This is a genomic window from Armatimonadota bacterium (assembly GCA_018268395.1).
In the GTDB taxonomy this organism is placed as follows: Bacteria; Armatimonadota; Fimbriimonadia; order Fimbriimonadales; family Fimbriimonadaceae; genus JAEURO01.
On record JAFDWQ010000009.1, the window covers coordinates 251,092 to 277,615 of the forward strand.

The 26,524-nt window shown below is 63.6% G+C and carries 25 protein-coding genes; 14 read left to right on the plus strand and 11 right to left on the minus strand.

Annotated elements, in window-relative coordinates:
• Positions 1–49: 49 nt before the first annotated feature.
• Positions 50–1,105, plus strand: coding sequence for an MFS transporter (locus JST30_14720; GenBank protein ID MBS1715579.1), 1,056 nt, complete (start codon positions 50–52; stop codon positions 1,103–1,105).
• On the opposite strand, the gene JST30_14725 is transcribed toward JST30_14720, so the two are convergent.
• The 4 genes from JST30_14725 to JST30_14740 form a co-directional block, all read right to left on the minus strand.
• Entirely contained in the window at positions 1,102–1,335 is a 234-nt protein-coding gene (locus JST30_14725) for a hypothetical protein (GenBank protein ID MBS1715580.1), read from the minus strand. The genes JST30_14720 and JST30_14725 overlap by 4 nt on opposite strands.
• The gene (locus JST30_14730; GenBank protein ID MBS1715581.1) at positions 1,332–1,835 is read right to left on the minus strand and encodes a Rieske 2Fe-2S domain-containing protein; all 504 of its coding nucleotides are present in this window, start codon (positions 1,833–1,835) and stop codon (positions 1,332–1,334) included. The genes JST30_14725 and JST30_14730 overlap by 4 nt, the downstream gene beginning before the upstream one ends.
• Complete coding sequence (locus JST30_14735) at positions 1,832–2,431, minus strand: 4Fe-4S dicluster domain-containing protein (GenBank protein ID MBS1715582.1); 600 nt, start codon at positions 2,429–2,431, stop codon at positions 1,832–1,834. Before JST30_14735 ends, JST30_14730 begins: the two co-directional genes overlap by 4 nt.
• 225 nt (positions 2,432–2,656) lie before the next feature.
• Positions 2,657–3,775 (minus strand): hypothetical protein, encoded by a 1,119-nt coding sequence (locus tag JST30_14740; protein ID MBS1715583.1) that lies wholly within the window; start codon positions 3,773–3,775, stop codon positions 2,657–2,659.
• A gap of 142 nt (positions 3,776–3,917) precedes the next feature.
• Here JST30_14740 and JST30_14745 point away from each other — a divergent pair, with 142 nt between their 5' ends.
• The 3 genes from JST30_14745 to JST30_14755 are packed head-to-tail and all read left to right on the plus strand — an operon-like array spanning position 3,918 to position 6,624.
• Positions 3,918–4,787: a UDP-2,3-diacylglucosamine diphosphatase gene (locus tag JST30_14745; protein MBS1715584.1), complete on the plus strand. Its 870-nt coding sequence runs from the start codon at positions 3,918–3,920 to the stop codon at positions 4,785–4,787.
• Positions 4,760–5,518: a hypothetical protein gene (locus JST30_14750; protein MBS1715585.1), complete on the plus strand. Its 759-nt coding sequence runs from the start codon at positions 4,760–4,762 to the stop codon at positions 5,516–5,518. The genes JST30_14745 and JST30_14750 overlap by 28 nt, the downstream gene beginning before the upstream one ends.
• Positions 5,515–6,624 carry a hypothetical protein gene (locus tag JST30_14755; protein ID MBS1715586.1) on the plus strand — a complete coding sequence of 370 codons (1,110 nt, stop codon included), beginning with the start codon at positions 5,515–5,517 and terminating at the stop codon, positions 6,622–6,624. The genes JST30_14750 and JST30_14755 overlap by 4 nt, the downstream gene beginning before the upstream one ends.
• Positions 6,625–6,831: 207 nt before the next feature.
• Here JST30_14755 and sufC read toward each other — a convergent pair whose 3' ends face one another.
• Positions 6,832–7,605 (minus strand): Fe-S cluster assembly ATPase SufC, encoded by a 774-nt coding sequence (sufC, locus tag JST30_14760; GenBank protein ID MBS1715587.1) that lies wholly within the window; start codon positions 7,603–7,605, stop codon positions 6,832–6,834.
• An 89-nt stretch (positions 7,606–7,694) separates the two neighbouring features.
• Positions 7,695–10,490, minus strand: a complete 2,796-nt coding sequence (locus JST30_14765) for an EAL domain-containing protein (GenBank protein MBS1715588.1) — start codon at positions 10,488–10,490, stop codon at positions 7,695–7,697.
• A gap of 219 nt (positions 10,491–10,709) precedes the next feature.
• Between JST30_14765 and JST30_14770 the strand changes: the two genes are divergently transcribed.
• The 5 genes from JST30_14770 to JST30_14790 are packed head-to-tail and all read left to right on the plus strand — an operon-like array spanning position 10,710 to position 16,843.
• Positions 10,710–13,067 (plus strand): glycoside hydrolase family 127 protein, encoded by a 2,358-nt coding sequence (locus tag JST30_14770; GenBank protein ID MBS1715589.1) that lies wholly within the window; start codon positions 10,710–10,712, stop codon positions 13,065–13,067.
• A gap of 46 nt (positions 13,068–13,113) precedes the next feature.
• Positions 13,114–13,998 carry a universal stress protein gene (locus JST30_14775; protein MBS1715590.1) on the plus strand — a complete coding sequence of 295 codons (885 nt, stop codon included), beginning with the start codon at positions 13,114–13,116 and terminating at the stop codon, positions 13,996–13,998.
• Between the two features lie 48 nt (positions 13,999–14,046).
• On the plus strand, positions 14,047–15,402 hold the full coding sequence (locus JST30_14780; GenBank protein MBS1715591.1) for a hypothetical protein: 1,356 nt from the start codon (positions 14,047–14,049) through the stop codon (positions 15,400–15,402).
• A 9-nt stretch (positions 15,403–15,411) separates the two neighbouring features.
• Positions 15,412–15,873 (plus strand): hypothetical protein, encoded by a 462-nt coding sequence (locus JST30_14785; GenBank protein MBS1715592.1) that lies wholly within the window; start codon positions 15,412–15,414, stop codon positions 15,871–15,873.
• A gap of 16 nt (positions 15,874–15,889) precedes the next feature.
• Positions 15,890–16,843, plus strand: coding sequence for a polysaccharide deacetylase family protein (locus tag JST30_14790; GenBank protein ID MBS1715593.1), 954 nt, complete (start codon positions 15,890–15,892; stop codon positions 16,841–16,843).
• Here JST30_14790 and JST30_14795 read toward each other — a convergent pair.
• Positions 16,813–17,322 (minus strand): DoxX family protein, encoded by a 510-nt coding sequence (locus JST30_14795; GenBank protein ID MBS1715594.1) that lies wholly within the window; start codon positions 17,320–17,322, stop codon positions 16,813–16,815. The two genes, JST30_14790 and JST30_14795, sit on opposite strands and share 31 nt — an antisense overlap.
• 222 nt (positions 17,323–17,544) lie before the next feature.
• Here JST30_14795 and JST30_14800 point away from each other — a divergent pair, with 222 nt between their 5' ends.
• Positions 17,545–18,045, plus strand: coding sequence for a MarR family transcriptional regulator (locus JST30_14800; GenBank protein ID MBS1715595.1), 501 nt, complete (start codon positions 17,545–17,547; stop codon positions 18,043–18,045).
• Here JST30_14800 and msrB read toward each other — a convergent pair.
• The gene (msrB, locus tag JST30_14805; GenBank protein ID MBS1715596.1) at positions 18,008–18,538 is read right to left on the minus strand and encodes a peptide-methionine (R)-S-oxide reductase MsrB; all 531 of its coding nucleotides are present in this window, start codon (positions 18,536–18,538) and stop codon (positions 18,008–18,010) included. The genes JST30_14800 and msrB overlap by 38 nt on opposite strands.
• Before the next feature lie 79 nt (positions 18,539–18,617).
• Between msrB and JST30_14810 the strand changes: the two genes are divergently transcribed.
• Entirely contained in the window at positions 18,618–19,781 is a 1,164-nt protein-coding gene (locus tag JST30_14810; protein ID MBS1715597.1) for a class I SAM-dependent rRNA methyltransferase, read from the plus strand.
• A gap of 54 nt (positions 19,782–19,835) precedes the next feature.
• Here JST30_14810 and JST30_14815 read toward each other — a convergent pair whose 3' ends face one another.
• Both JST30_14815 and JST30_14820 read right to left on the minus strand, forming a co-directional pair.
• Entirely contained in the window at positions 19,836–20,294 is a 459-nt protein-coding gene (locus tag JST30_14815) for a hypothetical protein (GenBank protein ID MBS1715598.1), read from the minus strand.
• A complete protein-coding gene (locus tag JST30_14820; protein MBS1715599.1) occupies positions 20,291–20,563 on the minus strand; it encodes a hypothetical protein in 273 nt (90 codons plus the stop codon). Before JST30_14820 ends, JST30_14815 begins: the two co-directional genes overlap by 4 nt.
• Between JST30_14820 and JST30_14825 the strand changes: the two genes are divergently transcribed.
• The 3 genes from JST30_14825 to JST30_14835 all read left to right on the plus strand — a co-directional run bounded on the left by JST30_14825 (position 20,562) and on the right by JST30_14835 (position 25,646).
• A complete protein-coding gene (locus JST30_14825) occupies positions 20,562–22,397 on the plus strand; it encodes a CocE/NonD family hydrolase (protein ID MBS1715600.1) in 1,836 nt (611 codons plus the stop codon). The two genes, JST30_14820 and JST30_14825, sit on opposite strands and share 2 nt — an antisense overlap.
• A gap of 308 nt (positions 22,398–22,705) precedes the next feature.
• Positions 22,706–25,114, plus strand: a complete 2,409-nt coding sequence (locus JST30_14830) for a polyribonucleotide nucleotidyltransferase (GenBank protein ID MBS1715601.1) — start codon at positions 22,706–22,708, stop codon at positions 25,112–25,114.
• 76 nt (positions 25,115–25,190) lie between these two features.
• A complete protein-coding gene (locus tag JST30_14835; protein ID MBS1715602.1) occupies positions 25,191–25,646 on the plus strand; it encodes a hypothetical protein in 456 nt (151 codons plus the stop codon).
• A gap of 2 nt (positions 25,647–25,648) precedes the next feature.
• On the opposite strand, the gene JST30_14840 is transcribed toward JST30_14835, so the two are convergent.
• Positions 25,649–26,488, minus strand: coding sequence for a hypothetical protein (locus tag JST30_14840; GenBank protein ID MBS1715603.1), 840 nt, complete (start codon positions 26,486–26,488; stop codon positions 25,649–25,651).
• Positions 26,489–26,524 lie beyond the last annotated feature (36 nt).

The following is a 26,524-nucleotide window of genomic DNA, read 5'->3' on the forward strand; positions in this document are numbered from 1 at the left end:
CATGACAGCATAAAGCGGGCGAAGATGGGCTATCTTTATTCGTGAGACCATGGTGACCAGCGATCAACGGCGCGATACGGCTTCCACGGCACGGGCCAAAGCGCTCGTCGCGGCCGTCCTGGCCGCCGGCGCGGTGACCGTCGCGATCGTGGTCGGTTCCGGTTGGTTCCGTCGGTTCGACCCGGCCCTCGCCGCGTACGCGTCGGCCACCGTTTTCGCCGCGTTCGCGATCGCCTACCGCTTCGTGATGTGGGTACAACGCCCACCGACCTGGCACTATTTTACGGCGGGTCTGCGACTGTTCTTCCGACCGGACCGCCTCGCCGCCAACCTTGTCCGCCTGGTCGTCCTGTTCTGGAACGACATCGTGGCCCAGACCTTCATCGAGAAACGGAGCACCAAACGGTGGCTCGCCCACATGTCGCTCGCCTGGGGCTGCCTGCTCGCGTTCGCGATCACGTTCCCGCTCAGTTGGGGTTGGATCCAGTTCGGCGTGGCCGCCAACGGCCATGACTATGTCGTCGAATTCATGGGCCTTCCGACGATCGCCTTTCCTCCGGACAGCTTCCTAGCGTTCCTGTTCTTCAACGGGTTGAACATCAGCGCCGTGATGGTGCTCGTCGGAGTGGGTCTTGCCATGCACCGCCGGGTCTTCGAGAGCGGGGCTAGGGCCGTCCAGACCTTGGCCAACGACTTTATGCCCCTGTTCCTGTTGTTCTCCGTCGCGGTCACGGGCCTGATGTTGACGGCGAGCTATCGGCTGATGGGGGGTTCGCACTTTTCGTTCATCTCGCTCTTGCACGCGTTCACCGTCATCGTCTTCCTGCTTTGGTTGCCGTTCGGGAAGTTCTTCCACGTCATCCAGCGGCCCGCTCAGATCGGAGTGGCCTACTACAAGACGGAAGGGGCCGAGGGGCCTCAGGCTGCTTGCGCCCGCAGCGGGCAGGAGTATCAGTCCCTTCTTCACCACGACGACCTCGTCAACGTCATGCGCCAGGTCGGGCAAGACTTCGGGCCGCACCAAGACTTGAGCCCTCAGGAGAAGAGGAAGCTCGTCGCATTGAACCAAGCCGCACTGATCGACGGCGTTCCGTTCGTCGGTTAGGCGTCACGGTCGAGACGGTTCACCCCGACCATCATCCACGCGTTCACACCGAGGATCACCAAGCTCCCGAGCGCTGCCGGGACAGCGGCTCCCACCCGGTGCGCGAGCATGTTCTCGAACGCCATGACGAAGAGCCAGAGTTGAAGGAGGACGAGGACGACGCTGAAGAGCAGGAGCCCTACGAACACGGGCGCCTTCTGCGCCCGCTGAGGCTTATGCTCCGGCTTCACGCCCGCCCTCCCTCGCCACGTCGAACGCCGACGGCCCAGACCGCTCCGTCCCGTATCTCGAGCGCGATCCGCGGCAACGGTTCCGGAGGCGGGCCTTGCAGGACACGGCCGTCCTCCACCGCGAAGGCACCGTTATGGCACGGGCAGACGAGCCTCTCGGCGCTCGGGTCGAAGTCGACCGGACAAGAGAGGTGGGTACAGCGGCGGGAATAGGCCGCGAACTCGCCTGTACGCCTTCGGATCAAGATGCAGACGTCCTTGTCTCCCGGATAGGCGAAAGCCACCGAACTACCGGGGGGCACGTCGTCCACGGACGCGATTTTGAGGGGACGGTGCTCCTCGGGCTTCATGGGCAGCGACGTGACGAGGGCGACCGCCGAAGTCCCGACGGCCAGGCCGCCGCTGGCGAGCGTCATGAAACGGAAGAACTCGCGACGGGACACGTAAGAGTCGTCGTCCCAATCGATCGGAAACTCAGATGCCAAGCGTTCGTCTTTCATCGGATCCTCGCACTCTCGAGCAGGTCGGTCTTGCGGACGAGGACGCCTGTCTTCACGTCCAACCGCGCGTGCCCGGCGGGCATCATCAGGCTGACCTTGGTCGTGACGACCTTGCCGCCGAACCGGAACTCGTTGACGGGCGTCCCGCCGCGCTGCGCGGCGATCTCCTCGGCCGTACCGAAGAACAGGGCTTGTGACGGGCACACCGTCGCGCACATCGGCTTCTTACCGACGGAGGTGCGGTCGTAGCACATGTCGCACTTCATCATTTGGTCGATCTGCGCGTCGTACTTCGGCACACCGAAGGGACAGGCGAACACACAGTTCGTACATCCGATGCACCTGGGTTTCAGAGAGCTTTGGACGACACCGTCCGGTGTCCGTTTGATCGCGTCCGCCGGGCAAACGGCGGCGCACGCGGGATCGTCGCAGTGCATGCAGACGACCGGGGTCGTCTGCACGGTGTCGCCCCGCGCGACCGTCTCCAGATGGATCATCGAAACGCCGGCGTGCGTGTCGCACTCGGCGCACGCTGCCACGCAAGCGTTGCATCCGATACACCGGCTCGGATCGATGTAGAACCTTTTCTCCATCATACGTTCAGTATGCAACGGGCACCCTGCACTCGGGTTCGTAAGGAACCGACGCGGCTCAGGACTCCCTTCTTCGTCAGCGCGACCTCGCCCACCGAAGACAGTGTCCACCGTGCGCCGGGGTCACGACATGACGACCGTCATAGGCCCGGACCACAGCGGCCAAGGCTTATCGCACCGATCCGATAACGGGCCGTACCGTCTGGTCCAGGATTCAGCCGGTGTGAATCAGGGCGTGACGATCCAACCGACCTGATCGTGCTCTGAACACCACAGGGCCACGCTGGCGATGCCGGTCTGACGGATGCGGTAGCGCGCTCGCAGGGCGTCTTGACCTTGGAAATACCGCGAGACGTCGCCCGTCGCGTCGAGCTTACGCGGCACGAAGGACGTACCGATCGGATCGGTCCGGACGTCACCGCCGGCATAACCGGACCCTGCAAAGTCGTACATCTCGAGGGTCTGGCTGAACTGGCCCGAGTTCGCCATTCTGCCGACGCTCCAGAGCGAGAGGTACTGCGGCACTTGGCCGTTCGCGGTGAACTCGACGTTGATCGGCGCCGCGTTGGCGTTGGGGACGAGGTACTTGCAGACCATCAAGGCGTCGCCGTCGAGTTCCCGCAAGCTCGCCGTGGTCCCCGATCCCAGTTTGCCGAGCGCGACGTTGAACCCGGTCGGACGGATCAAGTGCGCCGGCACTTGGCCCGACTGGTCGATGCCCGTCACGTCGACCCGGAGCGACCGGACTTTGAAGAGCGGCGACACGATGTAGCCCGAGACTTGGGCCGGGACTGCGGAGACGGTGCTGCCCCCTCCGGACGGATCGTCGTCGAGCTGGACGTCGCACAGTTCGCCCAAGACCGGATTCACCCAAGGGAGCGTCACCGAGTTGGAAGCTTGCGAATCGAGTTTGGCCGTGACGTGGACGTTTTGGACCGTGATGTCGACGTCGATGCCGTTGTAGACGCCTTGGATGTGGTAGGGGCCGGGAAGCACCGTGTCGGCCACGTGCCGCAACCGGTCGGAACCCAAGTCGGTACCCGCCAGCGTGACCGGGTCCGGAGGCAGGTTGACATCGAAGTCCGAGAGCTTGATCGTGAAGTCCAAACTGCCGGCCGCCTTGTCGCTCCTCGCTTCGGGCGTCGTCGTCGGCGAAGTGAACGACTGGTCTCCGAGGAAGTCCGCCTTGACAAGGATCGTGACCGTCGCGTCGAGGTTCCCATACCGGGCTTCGGCAGAACCGAAGCAGAACGTGAACCGGTCGGCCCCACGGAACCGCTCGACGGGCTGTCCGGCATGAGCGGCGGCGGCGGCCGCCGCGAGCGTGAACAAGACGATGTGCTTCAAATGACCTCTCCGACAAGGGACATGATAGCCTGGCCTTGACCGCTTCCGGTCTGCCTCCCCCGCTTCATACGGTTTTTCTACGGGGGCTTCCTAAGAGGGTCAAGCAGGGGTCGGGTAGATTCGGAACCGGCCCACCCTTTTTATGACCTCCCTTAACCCTGCCCGGCTCCGGTATCGAGCGGTGTTCGTCTCCGACGTGCACCTCGGTTCGGCGGGCTGCCGGGTCGACGAGTTCCAGAGGTTCTTGGGAGCGGTCGACTGCGACTATCTCTATCTCGTCGGCGACATCATCGACCTCTGGGTGGTCATGAAAGCCGGCAAGTGGCAGCAGGCCCATACCGACGTCGTCCGACAGATCCTCAGCCTGTCCAAGCTCGGGGTCAAAATCTACTACACCCCCGGCAACCATGACGCCTTCCTGCGGCGGCTCAACGGCTCCGACTTCGGCAACATCCGGATCGACCACAGCGTGACCCACGTCTGCGCCGACGGCAAGCGGCTCGAAGTCGTGCACGGAGACCTTCTCGACAAGTCGGTCAAATGGGTTCCGCTCGCATGGGCCGCCGCTTGGGTCTACGAAAGCGTCACGGTGTTCAACGGCTGGGTCAATGCGCGCCGCAAACGGGCCGGAAAGGAACAGACCGACTTCAGCACGATCCTCAAGAAGAGGCTGAAGAAGTACATCGGGGGAAAGACCGATTTCGAAGACCGGCTCCTGAGCAACGCCCTTTCGGCAGGCTTTGACGGCGTGGTCTGCGGCCACATCCACCGTCCCGGCATCCAGGTCGGCGACGACGGGGGACTTTACATCAACACGGGAGACTGGGTCGAACACGGCACCGCCGTCGTCGAACGGGACGACGGCAAACTCGAACTCGTCCTGTGGGACGACTTGAAGGAAGTCTGGGGGACGGGGCCGGACCCCGACGTGACGGCCTCCAAACCGAAGAGGCTGTTCCGCACGCGGAGACGCGGTGAGCGCGCATGCGCGTCAAGTTCTACGAGGCTCTAGGCGTCCGGGCACTTTACGCCGCCGTCGCCTGGATCGTGCGCGAGCCGACGTTGCCGCCGTCTTCGGGCGCACCGCCGACGTCCGTCGACAAGCCCAAAATGGCCGAGATCCGGCGCGAATCGCGGTACTTCGCCGCCGCCAACCTGGCCCGGGCCGCCTGCTACGTCCCGCATTTCGTCGCGTTCCTCGTCTGGCCCTATAAGGCCGGGCTCGTCTATGTGATCGGGCTCTTCGTCCTTCACGGGATCATGTTCGCCGTCGAGAACTACAAGACGGCGCTGTGCGACACCTGGGCGCCGCACCTTCCCGACAAGCTGGAACCGAAGAAGATCGCTCCGACATGGCCGACGGGCTGGTTCGCCCTGATGTCGTTCGAGACGGAACGCTTCTACAGACTGATCGGAATGGAGGCCTTCCGTCGATTCGTGACCTACATGATGAACATGCTGACCTTCGGTTTCTCAGGGAAGAAGGTCGACTTCATCCCCGCTCCGAAACGGTCGCACACCGTGGTCTTCGAACTCGAAACCCGGGTCTCGGAGACCGTCCACTTCTTCAGCGCACTCACGATCGGGCCCCTGGTCTGGTTCTCGTGGGCGGCCGCGCCCTTAGGCGTCAGCCTCTGGTCGACGGTCGTCGTGTTCGGAGATCTTGGCCTCGCTCTGCTCCAGCGTTACCACCGCGTCCGAGTCTGGCCCGTCTTGCGGCGCATGCTGGAGCGGAAGAAGTGAAGGTCTTGCTCCTCAGCGCGTCGACGGGCAACGGTCACATGAGCGCGGCGAGGGCGATCGAAGCCGAGCTGAAGGCCCGCGGTCACGACGCCACGACGGTCGACGTGCTCGACCACACGGGCAAGGGGTTCCGAGGTTGGTACCGCGGCGGCTATGAAGTGCTCGTCCGGAAGAAGCCGCAGCTCTGGGGGCGGCTCTACAAGGCCTCCGACAGAAAGCTTTTCAGTTACTACTTCCAGACCGGGCTCGACCACACCTTCGTCGGCCGCATGCGGCGGTACTTCGAGACCGAGCGTCCCGACTGGGCGCTGTGCACCCACTCCTTGCCCCAACCGGCGCTGGCCCGCTGGCGCAAGCGGACCCGTTTCAAGATAGGGGTCGTCGTCACCGACCTCTATCCCCAGCTCATGTGGCTGCGCGGCGATCCGGACTGGTTCTTCGTCCCCGGCGAGTGGTCGCTCTCGACGCTGATCGAGCGCCATCCTCGCGCCAAGGGTCGGACGACGGTGACGGGCATCCCGATCGACCCGGTGTTCGCCGCTCCGCAGGGCCGCTCGGAAGCTCGGAAGGCGATGGGCCTCGATCCGGACAAGCGGACGGTCCTCGTGACGAGCGGCGGGATCGGAGGCGGGCCGATGGGCGAGGTCGCGACAGCCCTGCGCTCGCTCGAAGGGGATTTCCAAGCCGTGCTCGTCTGCGGCCGGAGCGAGGCCGCGGTCCAGTCGGCCAACGCTGCCGCACAAGGCGACCGTAGGTTGCAGATCAAGGGCCATCAACCGATCGAAGCGATGGCGGGCTTCATGCATGCGAGCGACCTGATCGTGGCCAAGCCCGGCGGCATCACGACCTTCGAGGCGCTGGCTTCGGGCCTTCCGTTCGTGGTCTTCGAGCCGTTCCTGATCCCAGGCCAAGAGGAGTTGAACGCCGAGTTTCTGGTCGATGAAGGGATTGGCGTACGGGTCGGGTCAGCGTCCGATCTCGGTTCCGTGCTTGGCGGCTTGTTGAGCGACGACGCTCGTCGCAGTGGGATGTCTGCCCAGGCGCTGGTCCATGCGCGGCCACGGGCCGCACGAGAGATCGTCACCCGGCTCGAAGAATTGGCGTAAGCGTGAGACCGACGGCATCCTGCGCTTCGATCGAGCGAACGGATGGAGCTGGACGGGTGGCCCGGTCTGGCAACGCGCCATAGCGAGCCCACCGAGCGCGACTGTCCCGTTGCAGACCGGGTCGAGGACGTTGGCTGCCTCCAGACTCCGGAAACGACCTCATGCCGCACGCCGCGGAACCTAGTCTAGAGGCAGCAGACGGCCCTTCTATTGAGACGACGCGCCTGCCGCAACCTCTTCTTCGATCCAGCCGTAGCCCTTTTCTTCCAGTTCCAGGGCAAGTTCCTTCCCGCCGCTACGGACCAACCGCCCGTCCATCATGACGTGGACGAAGTCGGGGACGATGTAATTGAGCAGCCGCTGATAGTGCGTGACGACGAGGAAACCCCGCTCCGGCGAGCGTAGGGCGTTGACCCCGTTGGCGACCGTCTGAAGGGCGTCGATGTCGAGCCCCGAATCGGTCTCGTCGAGGACGCAAAGGCTCGGCTCGAGCACCGCCATCTGGAAGATCTCGTTGCGCTTCTTCTCTCCGCCACTGAACCCTTCGTTGACGGACCGGGTCAACATCTCTTCAGGCAGACCGAGCAGTTTGACCTTCTCCTTGATGTACTGCAGGAAGGCGAACGCGTCCATCTCGTCCAACCCGTTGGCCTTTCGGTTGGCGTTCAGGGCCGTCCGGAGGAAATACGCGTTGCTGACTCCCGGGATCTCGACCGGATACTGGAACGCCAGGAAAACGCCCTTGTGGGCCCGCTCCTCGGGCTCCATCGCAAGCAGGTCTTCGCCGTCGAGAAGGACCCCACCCTCGGTCACCTCGTACGTCTCACGACCGGCGAGGACGTTCGCCAGCGTCGACTTGCCGCTGCCGTTCGGCCCCATGATCGCGTGGACCTCGCCCGCGCCGACCTTGAGCGACACACCCTTGAGGATTTCGCGCCCCTCTTCAGCGACGACGGCGTGCAGGTTCTGGATCTCAAGCATGGTGATGCCAATAGTTTACGGTCTTATGAAGGAGGGTTCCGGGAGCCGGCCCACCGCAGACCGCCGGCGTCCGCGCCCCGAGCGGGTCTCTAAGCGGCGGCCGAACCCTGGTCTTGGACGTACCGGGCGAAGTCCTCGGCGCTCATCGGTTTGGCCAGGTGATAGCCTTGTCCGGTCGTACAGCCCATGTCGCGGAGCTGTTCGACCTGCCCCAGGGACTCCAGGCCCTCGGCCGTCACGTCCAGGTTCATGGCCTCGGACAACATCAGGATCGCGCTGATGATCGGAACGGCCTTCGTCTCGGAGTCCAGTTGGCTGACGAACGAACGGTCGATCTTGACCGTGTCCAGGGGGAAGTTCCCCAGGCTCGCCATCGACGAATAGCCCGTGCCGAAGTCGTCGATCGCGAGCAGGACGCCAAGGTCGCGAAGGGCGACGAGCTTGACGTTGGCCTCCTCCACGTTCTCGATCAGCACGGACTCCGTGATCTCGAGCTTGAGGTGCCTCGGTTCCAGGCCCGTCTTATGGAGCACGTCCGAAACCGTCTCGACGATGTCCGGGCGCTGCAGTTGCTTCCCTGAGAGGTTGACACTGACGCCCAAGTCGGGAAGGCCCAAGACGCTCTGCCACGTTTTGACCTGACGGCACGCCTGTTCCAAGACCCAAGCGCCGATCGAAATGATCGACCCCGTTTCCTCGGCGATCGGGATGAAAAGCCCGGGCGGGATCAGTCCCTTCGACGGATGACGCCAACGGAGCAAGGCCTCGACGCCTTGGATCTCGCCCTTGGCCAGGCCGATCAGGGGCTGGTAGACGATCTCGAACTCGTCGTTGACCAAGGCCTGCCGCAGTCCGGTCTCGATCTCGAGCCGTTCGACCGCCCGCATGTTCATCGAAGGTTCGAACATGGCGAACGTCGACTTGCCGCTCCCTTTCGCGTGGTACATGGCGGTGTCCGCGTCCCGCAGCAGGGCCGGGGTCGTCGTGTCGCCGCTGTCCGTGTGCCGGATCCCGATGCTGGCCGAGACGTAGATTTCGGACTCTTCGAACCGGATCGGGGCCCTGAGGCGTTCGGCGATCCGATGGACGACGTGCAGCGCGGAATCGGCGTCGGGGAGATCTTCGAGGAGGAGGACGAACTCGTCGCCTCCCCAACGGGCGACCGTGTCGCCTGGCCGGACGCAGTCTTGCAGCCGGGCCGCGACTTCGACGAGGATCGTGTCGCCCGCGTCGTGTCCCAAGCTGTCGTTGACGACTTTGAAGTTGTCGAGGTCAAGGAACATGACGCAAAGCCCGGAGGTCTTCCGCCGGAGCATCTGGATCCCGTGATTGAGCCGGTCGAGGAACAACAGTCGGTTCGGCAGTCTCGTCACGTTGTCCTGAAAGGCCTGGCGCTCGAGTTCCAACTCCAAGACCTTACGGTCCGTGATGTCCTTCATGAACACGTGGGTGAAACCTTGTTGCCCGTTCCCGTGCCCCGAGGCGACGAGGACGATCTCGACGAAGATCCGGTCGCCGGACTTCGTCCGTGCTTCAGCTTCGAACTCCGCCTTCCCGTGGCTGCAGGCTTCGAGGAACCCGACCCGGACTTTGGCCTGCTGGCTCGGGTCGAAGGCGATGTTCCATTGGTCCGACGTCATCTCTCCGGACTCGAACCCGAGGATCCTTTCGAAAGCCGAGTTGACCTTGACGCACTTACCCTCGCTGTCGAAGATCGCGATCCCCTCGACCGCGAACTGGAGCGACTCGTTGAGGCGGCGCAGGTCTTCCGTGCGTTCCAGGATCTTCCGCTCGAGACCGTCGTGGCTCTGCCTGAGTTTGTCCTCGCTGTCCTTGAGGCTCTCATGAGTCCTTCCCAGACTCTCGAGAAGGCTGTTGATCTTGGACGATAGGCTCGTGATCTCGTCTTGGCCCGTGACCCCCACGCGGATCCTGACGTCGGTCTCGTCCGTGATCTCGTCGACTTCTTGGGTCAGCTTCGTGAGCCGGCGCAAGACCGACGCCTCCAACGCGAACAACGTGACGAGGGTAAAGGCGAAGGCGACGACCGCCAACTGCTCGGTGAGGAAGCTCGTACTTCGTTGTCCCTGGAGATAGATCGAGCGCGGTTCGATGATCTTGAGGATCCGGACGTTCTTGCCGAAGACGTCCTTCACCAAGGTGTAGCCCGCGATGTTGAACTCGTCGATCGGAGCGACGAAACGCCCGGCATGACCTTCGAGACCGTCCAGAGCCTTCGTGTCCGACTCCGAAAGGCGGGCCCGGTCGCCCGGCAAGAGCCGGAGCGGCAGGTGCACCTGGCGGGACACGGCTCCGAGGAACGCCCCGTCGAAGTACCGGACGAAGACGATCCAACCCCTCGCCGGACCCGTTCCCGCCGTCGTCATGATCGGTCGGACCGAGAACGCGGTCAGGGCGCCTTGATGTTCGATGATCCCGCAGGCCGCCCGACCCTTGCCCGGCCTTTCGGCGAGCGGACGGTCGAACCGCAGTTGCCGGTAGACGGCGGCCGCGTCCGGGCTCTTCGTGCCCGGTATCCGGTCGAGCGAGCGGGAGTAGAACAGCTTCCCGTCTGCGCCGACGTAGAGGATGGCGTCAATTTCGAGGCTGACGGTCGAGAGGTTGGATTCGATGTAGGCCGGGTTCTTGTCGGCCATGAACTTGTAGGTGTCGTCCCACTCCGACCAGTCGATGCTCTTGCCGTGGACGTCGTCGGACGCTTCCTTGATCGCGTCCAGGGTGCGGGAGACGTCCTGCTCGACGTGCTGTCGTTCGAGTTCGGTGAAGCTGCGTCCCAGGACGAACTGCGACAGCCCGCTCGTCGCCGCAACGAGGCTTGCGGCCGTTACGAGGAGAATGACGAGCGTCCGCTGCCTTAACCTCATTCGTCTCCTTTGCCCGAGACGGCCCTGGCGCCTCGTCCCATAGGACGGGCTGGAGCGACCCTCGCCAGATCCCGCCTTCCCGTGAGGTTGTTCCGGGTGCGGGAGTCGGCCCGCCCCTCACCGTTACCGGTTGAAAGTCGCCGATTCTGAGGACATTCAGGTGCGGCGCCAGTTCCAGGCGACACGGACGGCCCTGCCCGTCTCGGTTAGAATGACGGCATGCTCGTCGCTGCGCTGATGACCGCGATCCTGCCAAGGAGCCACGCCCGGCCTCTGGTCAAGCTGGAACCGGTCCCCTTCACCCAGGTCACGGTCCAAGACCGCTTCTGGTCGCCCCGGCGCGAGACCAACCGGAAGGTGAGCCTGGCCCACAGCCTCGACCAGCTCGAGAAGGCGGGGAACATCGAAGACCTCGAACTCGCCGCTGCTGGAAAGCGCACGGGGTTCAAGGGACTGGTCTTCATGGATTCCGACCTTTACAAGACCATCGAAGCGTGTTCCTACAGCCTGGCCACGGACCCTGACCCAGCGCTCTCCAAACGGCTCGACGGCGTCATCGAGAAGATCGCCGCCGCCCAGATGCCTGACGGCTACCTCAACACGTATTATCAGATCAACGCGCCGGACAAGCGGTTCACGAACCTCGCTTGGAACCACGAGCTCTATTGTGCCGGCCACTTGTTCGAAGCCGCCGTCGCGCACCACGCCGCCACGGGCCGCTCGAACCTCCTGTCCGTCGCGACGAAGTTCGCCGACCTGTTGTGCCGGACGTTCGGCGACGGGCCTGGACAGCGCGAAGGCTATTGCGGCCATCCGGAAATCGAACTGGCCCTTGTCAAACTCTGGAAAGAGACGGGGAACAGGGAGTACTTCCGCTTGGCCAATTACTTCATCGAAGCGAGGGGCTCCAAGTTTTTTGCCAAGGAGCAGGGCGTCCCGCTCGACAAATATGACGGCGAGTACTACCAGGACAACGTCCCGATCCGGGAGCACGATGCGATCGTCGGGCACGCCGTCCGCGCCGGCTATCTCATGTCGGGGGTCGTGGACGTCGCCCGGGAGACCGGGGACGACGGACTCCTCCAAATGGTCGATCGGGTTTGGAAGAACACCGTCCTAAAGAAGATGTACCTGACCGGCGGTATCGGCCCGAGCGGAAGTAACGAGGGCTTTACCGTCGACTATGACCTTCCGAACGCCACGGCTTATCAAGAAACGTGCGCATCGGTGGCGATGGTGATGTGGAACCACCGCTTGGCCGTCCTTTACGGCGACGCCCGGTACGCGGACGTCATGGAGCGCTCGCTCTACAACGGGGTGCTCGCGGGGTACTCGATGGACGGTAAGCGCTACTTCTACGTCAACCCGCTCGAATCGAGGGGAGGACACCACCGACAGGACTGGTTCGGCTGTGCGTGTTGTCCGCCCAACGTCGCTCGGACCTTGGCCCAGCTCGGCGGATACGCTTACGCGACGTCGTCCGAAGCCCTCTGGGTGAACCTCTTCGTCCAAGGATCGGTCAAGGCCCGTGTCGCAGGCGGAGACGTCAAGGTCGACGTCAAGACCGATTACCCTTGGGACGGCACGGTCGAGTTCACCGTCCGGTCGTCCCCGCAAAGGCCGTTCGGACTTCGGGTCCGGATCCCGGATTGGTGCCGCAGTGCCAAGGTCCAGGTCAACGGCCGGTCCACGTCCCTGCCCGCGACGACCGACGGGTATGCGGAGTTCAAGAGGTCGTGGAAGCCGGGCGACCGCCTGACGGTCCGCCTCGACATGCCGGCGAGGGCCGTTCAAGCCAACCCTATGGTCAAAGACGACGCAGGCAAGCTGGCTTACATGCGAGGGCCGCTCGTCTATTGTGCCGAGCAGACCGACAATGAAGCCCCCCTCGACCGGACGGCGATCCCGGCGATGGTCGCGCTCGATGTCGTGCGCCGTCCCGACCTCTTCGGTGGGGCCGTGGTCCTCAAAGCCCATGGAACGGTCTCGCCGAGCGCAAAGTGGGAAGGCGGCCTCTACCGCGACGCCGGAAGCGTCGGACAGTCCGAAGTGACGATGGTCCCCTATTACGCCTGGGACAACCGGAAGGCCGGGCTGATGAAGGTCTGGTTCCCAGTCAACCCGCCCCCGCCCGTGGTCGCGGGCCTCGAACACGACGCCAAAGTGTCCTTGTCGTTCGTCAGCGGCAACGCCCAGCCGTCCGGGATCAACGACGGTGCCGAACCGAAGTCGAGCGGCGAACAACCTGCCGCCCTCACCCATTGGTGGCCCCACAAAGGCGGGACGGAATGGGTGCAGTACACGTGGACGAAGCCCGTGACGACGGGCCGGTTGCAGGTGTACTGGTTCGACGATACGGGACGCGGCGAATGTCGACTGCCGGAGTCTTGGAAGGTCGAATACGAATCGGGCGGCACCTGGAAACCGATCGAAGCGAAGTTCGACGTGAAGAAAGATTCGTGGTGCGAGGCGACGTTCCGGACGGTCACGACCCAAGCCCTTCGACTGTCGGTGAAGATGAAGGACGGATGGGCGGCCGGTATTCACGAATGGCGCGTGTGGGCGGCCGGGGACTGAGCGACGCGGCACCCTCGGACAGCGTAGACAGAATCAGGGCACAACTATGAAAGTCGTCATCGGTACGGACTTGGCACGCAACTTCGAGCAGGCTGTCGAAGTCTTGACCGCCCTCAAGTTTCCCGACCTCGAAGCCGTCGTCGTCAACGTCGTCGAACCTGTGGTGACGGCCGCTGGCTCAGGCGAGTTCGCGTCCATGGGGGTCATGTCGCTTCTCGTCGAAGACCTTCAAAACGCGGGGCATGCGGTCGTCAAGGAGGCCTCTGACGAATTGATCGGCCGCGGAATCCGGTGCGAATCGACCGTCCTGTCCGGTCAGCCTGCAGGTTGCCTCACGGACGTCGCCAAGGAAAAGGGTGCGGACCTTGTCGTCATCGGCGGGCCCGTCCGCTCGCTGTTCGAGAAGTTTTTGACCGGAAGCGTGTCACGGGACCTGGCCGTTTCGGCCGAACAGTCGGTCTTGATCGGGAGAAAGAGCCCGTCATCGGACAATGGGCTCACAGTGCTCTTTGCCCACGACCACTCTGACTATTGCGACCGTGCCCTGGACCGTTTCGTGGCGATGCGGCCCGCAGGGATCGTCAAAGTCGTCTTGGTGACGGCCGACACGACCGATTCCGCGATCGTCGCCCTGACCGAGAGGGACATGCCCCAGATCCCGGGTGAAGCGATCGTCTCGGTCAAGGACTTCCTCGCCCAGCGGACCGAAGCGGCAAAGACCAGGTTGCAAGCGTTGGGCTGCCCGGTCGAGAGCCACGTCGTCGAGGGCGACGCGAACGCCGTCCTGTCCCGGGCGATGAAGGAGCACGCGGCCGACCTTATGGTGATGGGAGCGAAAGGCCACGGGTTCATCGAACGGCTGTTCTTGGGGAGCGTCGCGCTGCACCATGTCGTCCGGGAAGACTACAACCTGCTTCTGGTCAGAGCCTGACTTCGAACCAGACACCTCGCTTCCACCGTCCTGTCCACCATGGACAAGGTGAGACCCTGGCTATGGGCGTTCCTCGCGATCGCCCTTTCGGGCGCCCTGTTCCAGGCGTCCCTCCCGCCCGTCGGCGCCGCACCTTTGGCGTGGATCGCGTTCGTCCCGACCCTCTACGCTTCGAAGGGTCGAGGGTTCGTCCTTGGCTTCGTTTCGGGACTTGGGTCGATGATGCTCGCCGGAGCCTTGGCGGCCCGGGGCCTCTGGTGCGCCCCAACGTTGACCGATGCCGATCCGGGTTGGATCTACGCGGGGTTTGCCGTGTTCGGCGTCGTGAACGCCGCCGTCCACGGCATCGTAGGCGAAAGCAGGCCAGATACCACCGTTTGGTGGACTCCGCTCCTTTGGGCGGCGTGGGCCGTCCTGTTCGAGGCCGCGACGCTGGTGTACCTGCCCGTCCACTGGGCGCTGACGCAAGGGACGCACCACCCGTTGCTGCGGATCGCGTCGGTCACCGGAATTTGGGGCGTCTCGCTCCTCGGTTGGGCGGTCAACTTCGGCATCGCGACGTCCACGCGCCGGAACAGCGCGATATGGGCTACTGTGGCGGTCGTGGCGGCGGCGCTCGGCTTCCTGAAGTTTCCTCCTGCGCCCGGCAAAGCTTTGGCCGTCGCCGTCCAGTCGTCGGCCGACGATGAAGACGTCCTGGTCCGGTCCCTCGGCCCTCGCGACGGCGTCGTGCCCGCCATCGTCGTCTGGCCCGAGGCCTCGGGCATCCTGTTCGTGTCCGGCGGAGACGTTTCCCGACTTTGCTCCCTTGCTTCGACCCCGGACGCGCCGAACTTCGCGACCACGTACGACGACGCGCAACGGCCCCTGCCCCACAACACGATGGCCGTGTTCTCGGAGGGCCGCATCCTCGGCTCGTATCGGAAGCGAAAGCTCTTCGGCGGAGAGCGCAACACCCACACGCCTGGCGAAGAGGCCGCATCGGCGGGCCCGTTCGGGTTGAACGTCTGCTTCGATTCCTGCTTCCCTGCCGTGATGCGGGAGACCGCTCTCGTCCGGGGCGTCAACGTGATCCTGCTCCCGACGCTCGATCCGGCATCTCCGTACGGAGTCACCCAAGCGATCCATGCCGCCTACACGCCGTTCCGATCGGCCGAACTGGGCGTCGCCATCGTCCGCGCCGAAGCCAACGCATACTCGATGGTCACGGATTCCAACGGGGCCGTCCTCGCGATGGCCGGATCAGGAACGGAAGAAACGGTCGCTGCCCGGGTCGGAATGACCCATGGAACCGTCTACAAGACTCTAGGGGACTGGCTCCTAGTCTTCTGCGCGGTCGGGGCGGGGTCCGGTGTTTACGGATGGTGGAGCCGGAGGCCTAAGAGCCCGCGCAAGGAGCAGTAACCTCGGCCCGTGTTAGAGCAGGTCAAGGACGTTTCGATCGTTCTCGCCGGACTGATCGCCTTGATCACGTTCGTCAAAGGCACGCTCGAATTCGCGCAACGTGGACGACAAGAGCGGGCCGAGACGTTCGTCCAAATGAGGCGGCGTTTCTTGGAGTCGCCGATCTTCAACGAGTGCCTCCCGTTGCTGCAAAGCGACGATCCCGCTCTCGCCCGACTGCCCGTGCAAGACAGGCGGAGTTTCCTCGGGTTCTTCGAGGAAGTGGCGCTCATGGTCAACAGCGGACTGCTCAAACCACCCGTCGCGAGCTATATGTTCGGCTACTATGTGGACTTGTGCGCCCGGAGCGTCCACTTTTGGGAAGGCTTGGACCCAGACAGCCGCTACTGGACACTGTTCCGGAACTTTGCCGTCCAAATGAAGGATATCGAGTCGCGGACGGACGTCTCGAGCGGTACGATGGCGTTCTGACGGCGGAACCTACGTCATGACCGGTTTCAAAAGGATTTGGAGTTCGCGCTGGACGCCTGCCGTCTTGGTCGCCGTCGCCTTCGGTGCCTACGCCGTTCTCCGTCCCAAGGCGATGACCCGGGAGACGTTCGACCTTCGCGGAGACCTGCTCGTGTCCGGGAACCCGCACCTGCGCGAAGTGTGCCTCACGTTCGACGACGGGCCGCACCGGGAGTCGATGACCAAGATCCTGGACGCCCTTCGCGACGCCAACGTCCGTGCGACGTTCTTCGTCGTCGGCAAAGTCGTTGAAAAAGAACCCGCCTTGGTGCGGCGGATGATGCAAGAAGGACACGAAGTCGGCAACCACACGTATTCCCACAAGCGGCTGACCCAGATGGCGCTGGAGAGCGCGAAGCAGGAGATCCGCGCGTGCGCGTCCTCGGTCGAGCGGGCGACCGGCGCGAAAATGTCGTTGCTGCGTCCGCCCGGAATGTCCTACGACCGAAGCGTCCTGGACCTCGCACGCGAACTCGGCTACGTGACCGTACATTGGAACGTGGTCGCCGCCGACTATGTCCCCGTCGCACCGGACACGATCCGGGCGCGCGTGATGCGGCAGGTCAAGGACGGGAGCGTCGTCTTGCTCCACGATTCGCCGGACACGGCCGCCGCTTTGCCCCTGATCATCCGCGACCTCAGGGCCAAAGGGTTCGGCTTCGTCACGGCGAGCCAGATGCTGGCCCGGCTCCCCCGGCCCGTCTTCGTTGCGACGAACGCGTATTCCGTGAAGCCGGCCGTACCGAAACCGGAAACGGCCCCGGCCCGGCTCGTGAGGCAAAAGCCGCCTGTCCGGGCGAAAACCGACTCCGGCCCAAGGCGGGAGGGGCCGGATCCGACCCCACGCTCGCCACAAGACGTCCCGGTCTGGGACGGAGGCCCGGCAGGTTCGCCGGACCGTCACGAGGAAAGCTTCGGCCCCCTCTCGTAGGGTCCGGACGACGAGACAGCGGGTGGACCAAGGCCCGTCAAAGCCTTGTCGACCGACCACGCACCCGCACCGCGCCAGAGAAGGATCGCCAGCACAGGCAGCGCGAACAAGAAGTACTCGATCCCCTCGCCCTTTTGCTGGCCCGTCCAATTCATGAAGAACCCGTTCGGAAGGTGGACCATCACGACCGCGACGGCGAGCGTCGAGAAGATCCCGAGAGCGGCGACCCGCGTCAGGAGGCCAAGGGCCAAGGCGATGCTCCCGAAGAACTCGGCGATGATGACGAGCCACGCGAGCGCCGGTGGAACTCCCAGAGCCTGGCCCATGAACCCGACCGTTCCTTCCGGGCCGTGCCCCCCGAACCAGCCCAACAGCTTTTGGGCGCCGTGGGGCCAGACGACCACGGCCGCCGAGATCCGAAGGACGGTCAGAGCGAAGTCGTCCGACGTCGATAGCACCCTTTGCCAAGATGCCTTCACGCTGACGGCCTCCTCGTCAAGCGGGCTTGGCCCCGGGTGTGTGACAGGTTTCTCTGCCCTTTAGGGTCCATAATGGAACTTCGACGCAGGTTTGCTGACGGGCCCCGATCCGACGAACGGCCGGACCGGGCCGCAGAGGTGCTTGCGAATGCAATCATTGCTGACACAATATTATGAACGCCTACGATCGTTGCGCGTGCAACTAAATGGGTCTCTATTCTTATGGACGGTCTGAACGAAGTGAAACAGGAGGCGTTCCGCTCTCTTCTGACGGTACACGCTCGCTTGATCGAGCGGCTCGACCGAGATTTTGCGGCTGCGAACGTCCTTCCCCTCAGTTGGTACGATGTCCTTGTCACCCTGGAATACGAAGAGCACGGCGCACTTCGCATGAGCGAACTGGCCGAAAGGGTGCTCTTGAGCCGTTCGGGCTTGACCCGTCTTGTCGACAGGCTGGTCGAGCAGGGGTACGTGGAACGGAAACAGTGCCCGTCAGACCGTCGCGGTCAGCACGCCGTCCTGACGCCGGCGGGTCAAAAAGCGCGAGAAGACGCTTGGCCGATCTACAACCAGAAGATCCAGGAGGTCTTCGGTTCGAAGATCACGGACGAAGAAGCCAGTGCGCTCACAGGAATCCTCCAACGCGTCATCGAGTCGACGGGAGGCTTCCGGGGGCACGGGAACGCTACTTGTCCGGGACGAACTTCAGAACCGTGCCGTTGATGCAGTAGCGAAGCCCCGTAGGCGGGGGGCCGTCGTCAAAGACGTGCCCAAGATGACCGTCGCAACGGGCGCAGAGGATTTCCGTCCTGACCATCCCGAACTCGCGGTCCGACTTGTACCAGACGTTCGCCTTGTCGATCGGATTAAAGAACGACGGCCATCCCGTACCGGAATTGAACTTGCCGTCGGACTTGAAGAGCGGTAGGCCGCACCCGACGCACTCATAGACGCCCGCCCCCTTGTTCTCGAGGTTGATGCCGCAGAACGGACGTTCTGTCCCCGCGTGGCGCAAGATCTTGTACTGCTCTTCAGTCAGCTGTGCCTTCCACTCCGCATCGGTCTTGACGACTTTGTCGGCACGTTTCGGGCTTTCCATGTTCAGGTTCACGACGGGTGCGTCCACTTTCGGTTTCTCCTGTCGAGCGGCGGAAAACGCCAGGGCAAGGGCAGCGGCTGCTCCTAGGGCGACGGTCACTCCGACGTTTGGTGTCATTCGCTTCTCCGACTCTCCACTTTAATCCGGCGGGTAGGGTCCGGGTTCCCGGACCCGGCCGAAAGTATGATGGACCCCCATGCCCGAAGGCGTCGTCCACTTGAAAAAGGGCAAAGAACGGAAGGTCACGAACGGCTACCCTTGGATCCAGCGCGGGGAGTGCCGCGCCGACGGCGTCGAAGACGGTTCCGTCGCCCGTCTGGTCGACCATGAAGGCCGCTTCCTCGCCAGAGGAACCTACAACGCAAAAAGCCGGTTCCAGTTCAGGATCTTCTCGCTCGAAGACCGGCCCCTGGACGAGGCGTTCTTCGTCGAGCGGTGGTCGGCGGCCCAAGCCCTGCGCGAACGGCTTTTCCCAGGGCTCGAGGCATGGCGGCTCTCGCACAGCGAAGCTGACGGCCTACCAGGCCTGATCGCCGACCGTTACGGTTCTTCGGTCATCGTCCAGGTCCGGTCGTTGGGAATGGAACGGCTCCGTGAAGCTTGGCTTCCCGCTTTGACCCAGGTCACTGGAGCCGAAGGCGTTCTGGAACGGAGCGAAATGGCCGGGCGCGAGGAGGAGGGCCTTTCCCCGAAATCGGGCTTGCTCTATGGAGCCGTACCGGATGACGTCGACATCGTCGAAGGTGGCCTGACTTACTCGGTCCCGTTGTCCAGCGGACTGAAGACCGGCCACTACTTGGACCAGCGAGAGACCAAACGGCGGTTTTCCGAGAGGGTGGAGAAAGGCCAGAAAGTGCTGGACTGTTTTTGTTACACGGGCGCGTTTTCCCTGACCGCCGCCCAAAACGGCGCGCTGGCCTATGGGATCGACCTCAACGGACCGGCCATCGAACGGGCCCGCGAAAACGCTGCCCGAAACGGACTGGAGGCCGTGTTCGTCCAAGCGAACGCATTCGAATACCTTGAGTCCGATTCTCTTGGACCTTACGATTGGATCGTCCTCGATCCTCCCGCGATCGCGAAGACGGCCGAAAAGCGCGACTCGCTCAAGTGGGCGGTCTGGAAGCTGGTCAAGAACGCTTTGCCCCTGCTGAAACCGGGAGGCAAGATGGTCGTGTGTTCCTGCTCGTACCAGCTCGGACTGCACGAACTGCTCGAAACGTGCCGCCTAGCGGCCGGCGACGCGGGCACGCGGTTGACCCTTGAGGACGTGACGGTTCAAGACCTCGACCACCCCGCTCCCTTGAGCTTCCCCGAGTCTCTGTATCTCAAATGCGCGTGGCTGCGAAAATCCCCTTAGCTCTTCAAACCAGTCAGGAACAGAACGACCGCGAAGGTGATCGGGCGTGCCCACTCAGTTGAACGCGCACCATTCGAACAGCGTCGCCCATTCCTTCCGCTGAAGCGCGACGGCGGAAGGATCGTTCTCCTGGGCCAACCGCACGATCTCTTCAGGATCGTATCCGGGGATCCGGTCCATGACCGGGTGGTGGCGGGCTTGCCGGTACCAGTAAAGCGCGTTGGAAAAATCGCCCTCCCGGCGGTGGACGATCGCGTGCCAAAAGCTGCCCGTCAGGGACGACGACGATTGGCAAAGGACATGGGCCGCTTCGAGCTCGTCGACGTAAAGCCAGACTCCGGCAGCCAGCATCGGGCTCTTGTCCAGAACGGGGTCAGCGACGATGCCGCGTGCAAGCTTCAGGACGGTCTGATCGGCCCTGTGGCGCACCACGGCCTGGCCCATCGCTTTGTCCAGCGCCATGGCGCTGAACAAGGGGCCGACGACTTCGGAAACCTGGGGCGGTAGGGTCAAGACGTCTTGGCCTCCGGACGCTCTTTCGTCACGTCGTCCTCAATCGGACGTATTCGCTCGACCGACGTTGAAGCGTCTGTCGGCGGAACGCCCGTAGAGCCGTCGGCGTCTGCTCCGGCGGTCCCTTCGAGATCGATCGTGCCAAAGTATCCGGATCCAAAAACGGCCTCCCAAGCGAGGGCCTTCACCGCTTCACTGTACCACGCGAAAAGCTTCGTACAGAGTGGAAACCGCAACCGCGGCGCGGCTACGGCGGTACTCTGGAGCATGCGCCGCACTCCGCTCCTCCTGATCGCGTTTCTCGTGCTGCCTGCGGCCGGACAGGGCCTTAAGGACAAGTACACCAAGTACGAGTACCGCATTCCCATGAGGGACGGGACACGGCTCTACACCAGCGTCTACGTTCCCAAAGGAAAACCGGGCAAGCACCCGGTCTTACTGGAAAGGACCCCCTACGGAGCCGGCCCTTACGGCCCGGACAACTATCGAGGGCACAGGGGCAGCCAGAAGTTTCAGGAAGCCGGATTCATTTTCGCGTACCAGGACGTGCGCGGCATCCACATGTCCGAAGGCGTGTTCGAAGACGTCCGACCGCAACTCCAGTTCACGACCGGGAAAAACGACGTCGACGAGAGCACCGACACGTACGACACGGTCGACTATCTCGTCAAGAACGTTCCGGAGAACAACGGCCGCGTCGGCCTGTGGGGGATCAGTTATCCCGGCGGCTACACCGCCCTCGGTGCGATCTCGAACCATCCCGCGCTGAAAGCCGTCTCGCCCCAAGCACCGACGAGCGAGTGGTTCATCGGAGACGACATGCACCATCACGGCGCGTTCTTCCTTCAGGACTGTTTCAGCTTCTTCAGCGGCATGGGTGCGCCGAAGAACAACCCGTCGGCGAGTTGGCCCCCCGTCTTCCGGTTCGACATCAAGGGCGACGCCTACAAGTTCTTCCTGGACCTCGGGCCGATCAAGAACGCGAACGGGCCCGAATATTTCGGAGGAAAAAGCAAGTTCTGGAACGACGCGACCTCGCACCCGGATTACGACGAGTTCTGGCAGGCGCGCAACGTCGGCCACAACATGAAGAACGTGACCTGCGGCGTCTTGAACGTCGGTGGCTGGTTCGACGCCGAAGACCTCTTCGGCGCCCTACACGTCTATCGGTCGACGGAAGCCCAGAACCGCACGTGGAACGCGCTCGTGATGGGACCGTGGTCGCACGGAGGCTGGGCGAGCGGTTCCTTCGCGTCGCTCGGTGACGTCCCGTTCGGATCGAACACCTCCAAGTTCTTCATGGACGAAGTCGAATACCCGTTCTTCGAAGCGTTCTTGCTGAAGGACGGCAAGCCGAACGTCTCGGAAGCCACGGTCTTCGAAACAGGTCGGAACGAATGGCACAAACTGCCGGCCTGGCCCCCTAAGTCGGTCAAACCGACCGCCTATTACTTCGGACCGGCCAAGAGCCTGTCGACGACCGCGCAGCCCGGTTTCCAGGTCACAGAGGCCTATGACGAATACGTGAGCGACCCGATGGACCCGGTCCCGTACGAAGGCGGGACGTTACGGGGCCGTTCGCGGACCTACATGCTCGCCGACCAGAGGTTCGCCTCTCAAAGACCTGACGTCCTGACGTATCAGACCAGAGTGCTGGCCAAGGACGTCACATGGGCAGGCCCGGTCGTAGCGGATCTCGTGGCATCCGTGAGCACGACCGACGCCGATTTCGTGGTCAAAGTGATCGACGTCTGGCCGGACGGGTCGAAAGGCGCCCGGGACAAGGACATGTCGGGGTTCCAACAGCTCGTCCGGGGCGACATCTTGCGGGGCAAATACCGCCATAGCTATCAGAACCCGTCTCCGTTCGTTCCGGATAAGTCCGACTCTGTTAAGTTCCCCTTACCGGACGTCTATCACACGTTCCTCAAGGGACACCGCATCATGGTGCAAGTGCAATCTTCATGGTTCCCGTTAGCCGACAGGAACCCACAAACGTTCTGTAACATCTACACGTGCGGCCCTGAAGCCTTCGTCAAATCGACCGTGAGGATCTATCGGGGTTCCGAAGGATTGTCCAAGCTCACCGTCGGCACGATGTGAGACAAGGATCACAGAGGCTTAACGGTTAAGGCCGGGCCCGTGCCCTTTTCGGCCCCCCCCGACTCTGGTATCCTTTCGGGCCAGAGCCAAGACCTGGATGCGTGCCGTTCTTCGGAGCGCCCCAAGGGACGTTGCGATGAGCGGCATTCAGACTCGCTTGGCCACGGAGTGCGGTGGCATGTTGCCGCTTCGAGGCCAATCCCGCGCCGATCGGCGCGGCAGCTCTGCGGGCCGGACCGTCTGCCAAGACGCGGCGTGACGGCATCGCGGGCGGAAGCAGCCTTCCGTACTCCCAGCGAGTGAAAACTATGATCCATTCCCACTCTTTCGAGGTTGGTGGCAAGACCATCAGCGTCGAGACCGGTCGCGTGGCGAAACAATCGGGCGGAGCGGTCCTTCTCGGCATGGGCCAGACCGTCGTCCTCGGTACGGCTACGATGAGCAAGGAAGCTCGAGAAGGCATCGACTTTCTCCCCCTCGTCTGCGACTTTGAAGAACGCAAATATGCGATCGGCAAAATTCCTGGCGGGTTCATCAAGCGCGGCGGTAGGCCGAGCGACAAGGCCGTCCTTGTCAGCCGCTTGATCGACCGCCCCATCCGCCCCCTTTTCCCGAAGGGCATGCGCAACGACGTCCAGGTCATCACGATGGCCTTCAGCGTCGACAAGACCGTCCCGCCGGACGTGATGGCCGTCAATGCGGCCGGAGCCGCGCTCGCCGTCAGTGACATCCCGTTCAACGGCCCCATCGCCTGCGTCCGGGTCGGACGCATCGACGGCAAGTTCGTGCTGTTCCCCAGCAACGAGGAACTGAAACAGTCCGATCTGGACCTCATCGTCGCCGGACACAAGGGCGCGATCAGCATGGTCGAAGCCGGCGCGGACGAAGTTTCCGAAAAGGTCATGGCCGAAGCCTTGAAGGTCGGCCACAAGGCGATCCAGAAGATCTGTGAGGAGTTCGAGAAGTTCGCCAAGACGGCGGGCAAGGCCAAGCGCGTCCCGATCGTCGTCAAGGCGGACGAAAAGCTCTCCGAAGAGATCAAGAAAAAGGAAGCGAAGTTCATCGCGGCCAACATGTTCGACCCCGACAAAGCCAAGCGCGAGTCGGCGATGGACGACTTGGCCAAAGAACTCATCGCCAAGTACAAGGAAAAGTTCCCCGACGAGGCCGCCCAGATACCGGGCGCCGTCGACAAAGCGATCAAGGAAATCCTCCGCAAGTCGATCATCGACGACGGGAAGCGGCCTGACGGCCGCGGCGTCCGCGACATCCGCCCGCTCGAGGCGGTGGCCGGCCTGCTGCCCCGTGTCCACGGGTCGGGCCTCTTCACCCGCGGTCAGACGCAGGTCATGACAGTCCTGACCTTGGGCATGCCGAAAGACGCCCAGATGATGGACACGCTCGACGAGGAAGAGGGCGACAAGCGCTACATGCACTTCTACAACTTCCCGCCCTATTCGGTCGGCGAAGTCCGGATGCTCCGGGGCGCGGGCCGCCGAGAAGTCGGCCACGGTGCCCTTGCCGAACGGTCGCTCCGGTCGGTGATCCCGCTCGACGACCCGAACTTCCCGTACACGATGCACCTCATCAGCGAGGTCCTCGAATCGAACGGCTCGACGTCGATGGCGTCGGTCTGCGGCTCGACCCTCGCCCTCATGGACGCCGGCGTCCCGATCAAGGCTCCTGTGGCCGGCATCGCGATGGGCCTCATGAGCGACGGCAAGAAGTTCGTCGTCCTGACCGACATCCAAGGCGTCGAGGACTTCTCCGGCGATATGGACTTCAAGGTCGCTGGGACCCGCAAGGGCATCACCGCGCTGCAGCTCGATACGAAGCTGGAAGGCATCCCCGACAAGGTCTTGGCGGAAGCGCTCGACCAGGCGCTCGACGCCCGGCTCGAAATCCTCGACGTCATCGACGCCGAGATCCCCGAACCGAGGAAAGGCCTTAACCCGAACGCCCCTCGCGTCGAGACCATCCAGATCGAGCCGTCGAAGATCGGCGCCCTCATCGGACCGGGCGGCGCGAACATCCGCAAGATCACCGAAGCGACCGGCGTCGAGATCGACGTCCAGCAAGACGGTCGCGTGTTGATCGCCTCGACGGGCGGCGACGCGGCCGAGCAGGCCATCGCCATGGTCAAGGCGAGCACGATGTCGCTCGAAGTCGGCACAGAGTTCACGGGCAAGGTGACGAGACTCATGGGCCGCGGCGCCATGGTCGAGATGCCCGGCGGCAAGGACGGCATGGTCCCGCTTGACAAGCTCACGAAGGCAAGGATCGGCCGACCGGACGACGTCGTCAGCGTGGGCGACGTGATCAACGTCAAGGTCTTCGAGGTGGACGGCCAAGGCCGCGTCAACCTCACCGCCCTCGACTTGAACCCGGACAACGCCCGTCTCAACGATCCGAACCCGCCGGCCTCGCCGAGACCGGCCTTCGGCGACCGCGACCGCGGAGGACGCGACCGGGGCGGAAGGGGCGGACGTGACGACCGCGGGGGACGCGACCGCGGCGGCCGTGACCGGGGCGGCTTCCGAGACCGCGACCGGGGCGAGACCCGGGCCGCCGTCGAGACGGTCGAAGAAGAGGCTCCGCGACGTCGCAGCCGGTCCGAAGAAAGCGGTCCGTCCGAAAGCGTTCCGGAAGTTCCCGAAGAATTCCCGACGAAGAAACGGGACGAAGACGTCAACGCACGGTTCCGGCCGCGCCGCTAAGACGCCACCGACAGTGGACAGGGCGCGACCGCAAGGTTGCGCCCTGTTTTGCGCCTATTGGGTAAGAACGAACCAGATGCAGCATTACGTGCACGGCTCCGACGGCGAGAAGTACGGTCCCGCCGACCTGGCCGTCCTTCGACAATGGAAGGCCGAAGGGCGGCTCCTGCCCGACACGTTGCTCGAACCTGAAGTCGGGGGCGCCCCGTTTCCGGCCAAGTCGTTGCCGGAACTCTATCCGGAAGAACAGCAGCGCCAATCCTACGGACAAGCGGACTGGTCGTACGTGCCCTACCCGCATCCGTCGAAGCCTGTCGACTTGGGGAAGAGCCAGGCGATCGCAGCCTGGATCCTGGGCGCGGTCTCGATCTGCGTCTGCCCCGTCGGACTTGGCGCTGTCGCGATCTACATGGCGACCCAAGCGAAGTCCAAAGGACACCCGCAAGGCAACGTCTTGATCGGCTACACCATCGCGTGCCTCGCCGTCGGGATCGGGCTCGCGATCGCGGCCTACGCCATGTTCAAGTTCTAGGCTTACCAGGGCATCAAGTCGAGCGTTTTGTGGTCGGCGACGATCCGGACGCTTCCGTTAAAGACCTTTTTGACCTTGACGCCGTCCGCGAGCTCGTCGCCGGCTTGCGCATATTTGACGCGGTTCTCATTGACGAACACTCCGGTCGACTGTCCGTCGACCTGGGCCGTCCCCCGGAACGTCCAGCCTTTGAGGGCCGAGGAAAACGTCGGTTTCTCCTCGGGCTTCGGCTGAGTCGTCGCGGCCGTACTTTGAGGGGAGGCTCCAACGGCCGAGAAGACGGCTTTGTCGAAACCGTGGATCATGCTTCCGGACTGAGGCTCGCGGATCTTGCCCGCGTAGGTTCCCGAAACCTGGACCTGAGCCTTCTCGGGAAACGCCGGAAGTTGCGCGTCGAGCGGACGGAATCCGAGCAACTGGAACTTGTTCGGGCCATCGATCCGGACGAGCACCACGACGCGGTGTTTCTCGACGATGCCGTCGAACACGACCGTGCCGTCCGTCGCGTACGTCCGACCTTTGACGGCCGATTTCTCGTCGAACAACGCGACTTCGGCAGGACCTGCCTGGCCTTGGGCCGCCCTGCGCCCCTTCGATGGCGAAGAGACGGGCTCTTCTGGCTGATAGGAGCCGCCACGGGCCTCTGAAGCCTGGCGCGCGAGCGCCCTCGCCTTTCCGGGAGCATGGATGTTGGTGTTGTTCAACGAATGCATCGATCCACTGATCGACGTCGCCGTCGCGGATTCGGCCAATTGTCCGGCCTGCGAAATCCGGGGCAAGACCACTCCGGCTTCGATGATCCCTAAGACGGCAAAGGCCGCGAAGACGCCACGCACGCTCATAGTGCTTGCGTTCCACATCGCCAGGCAAGGGGAGCC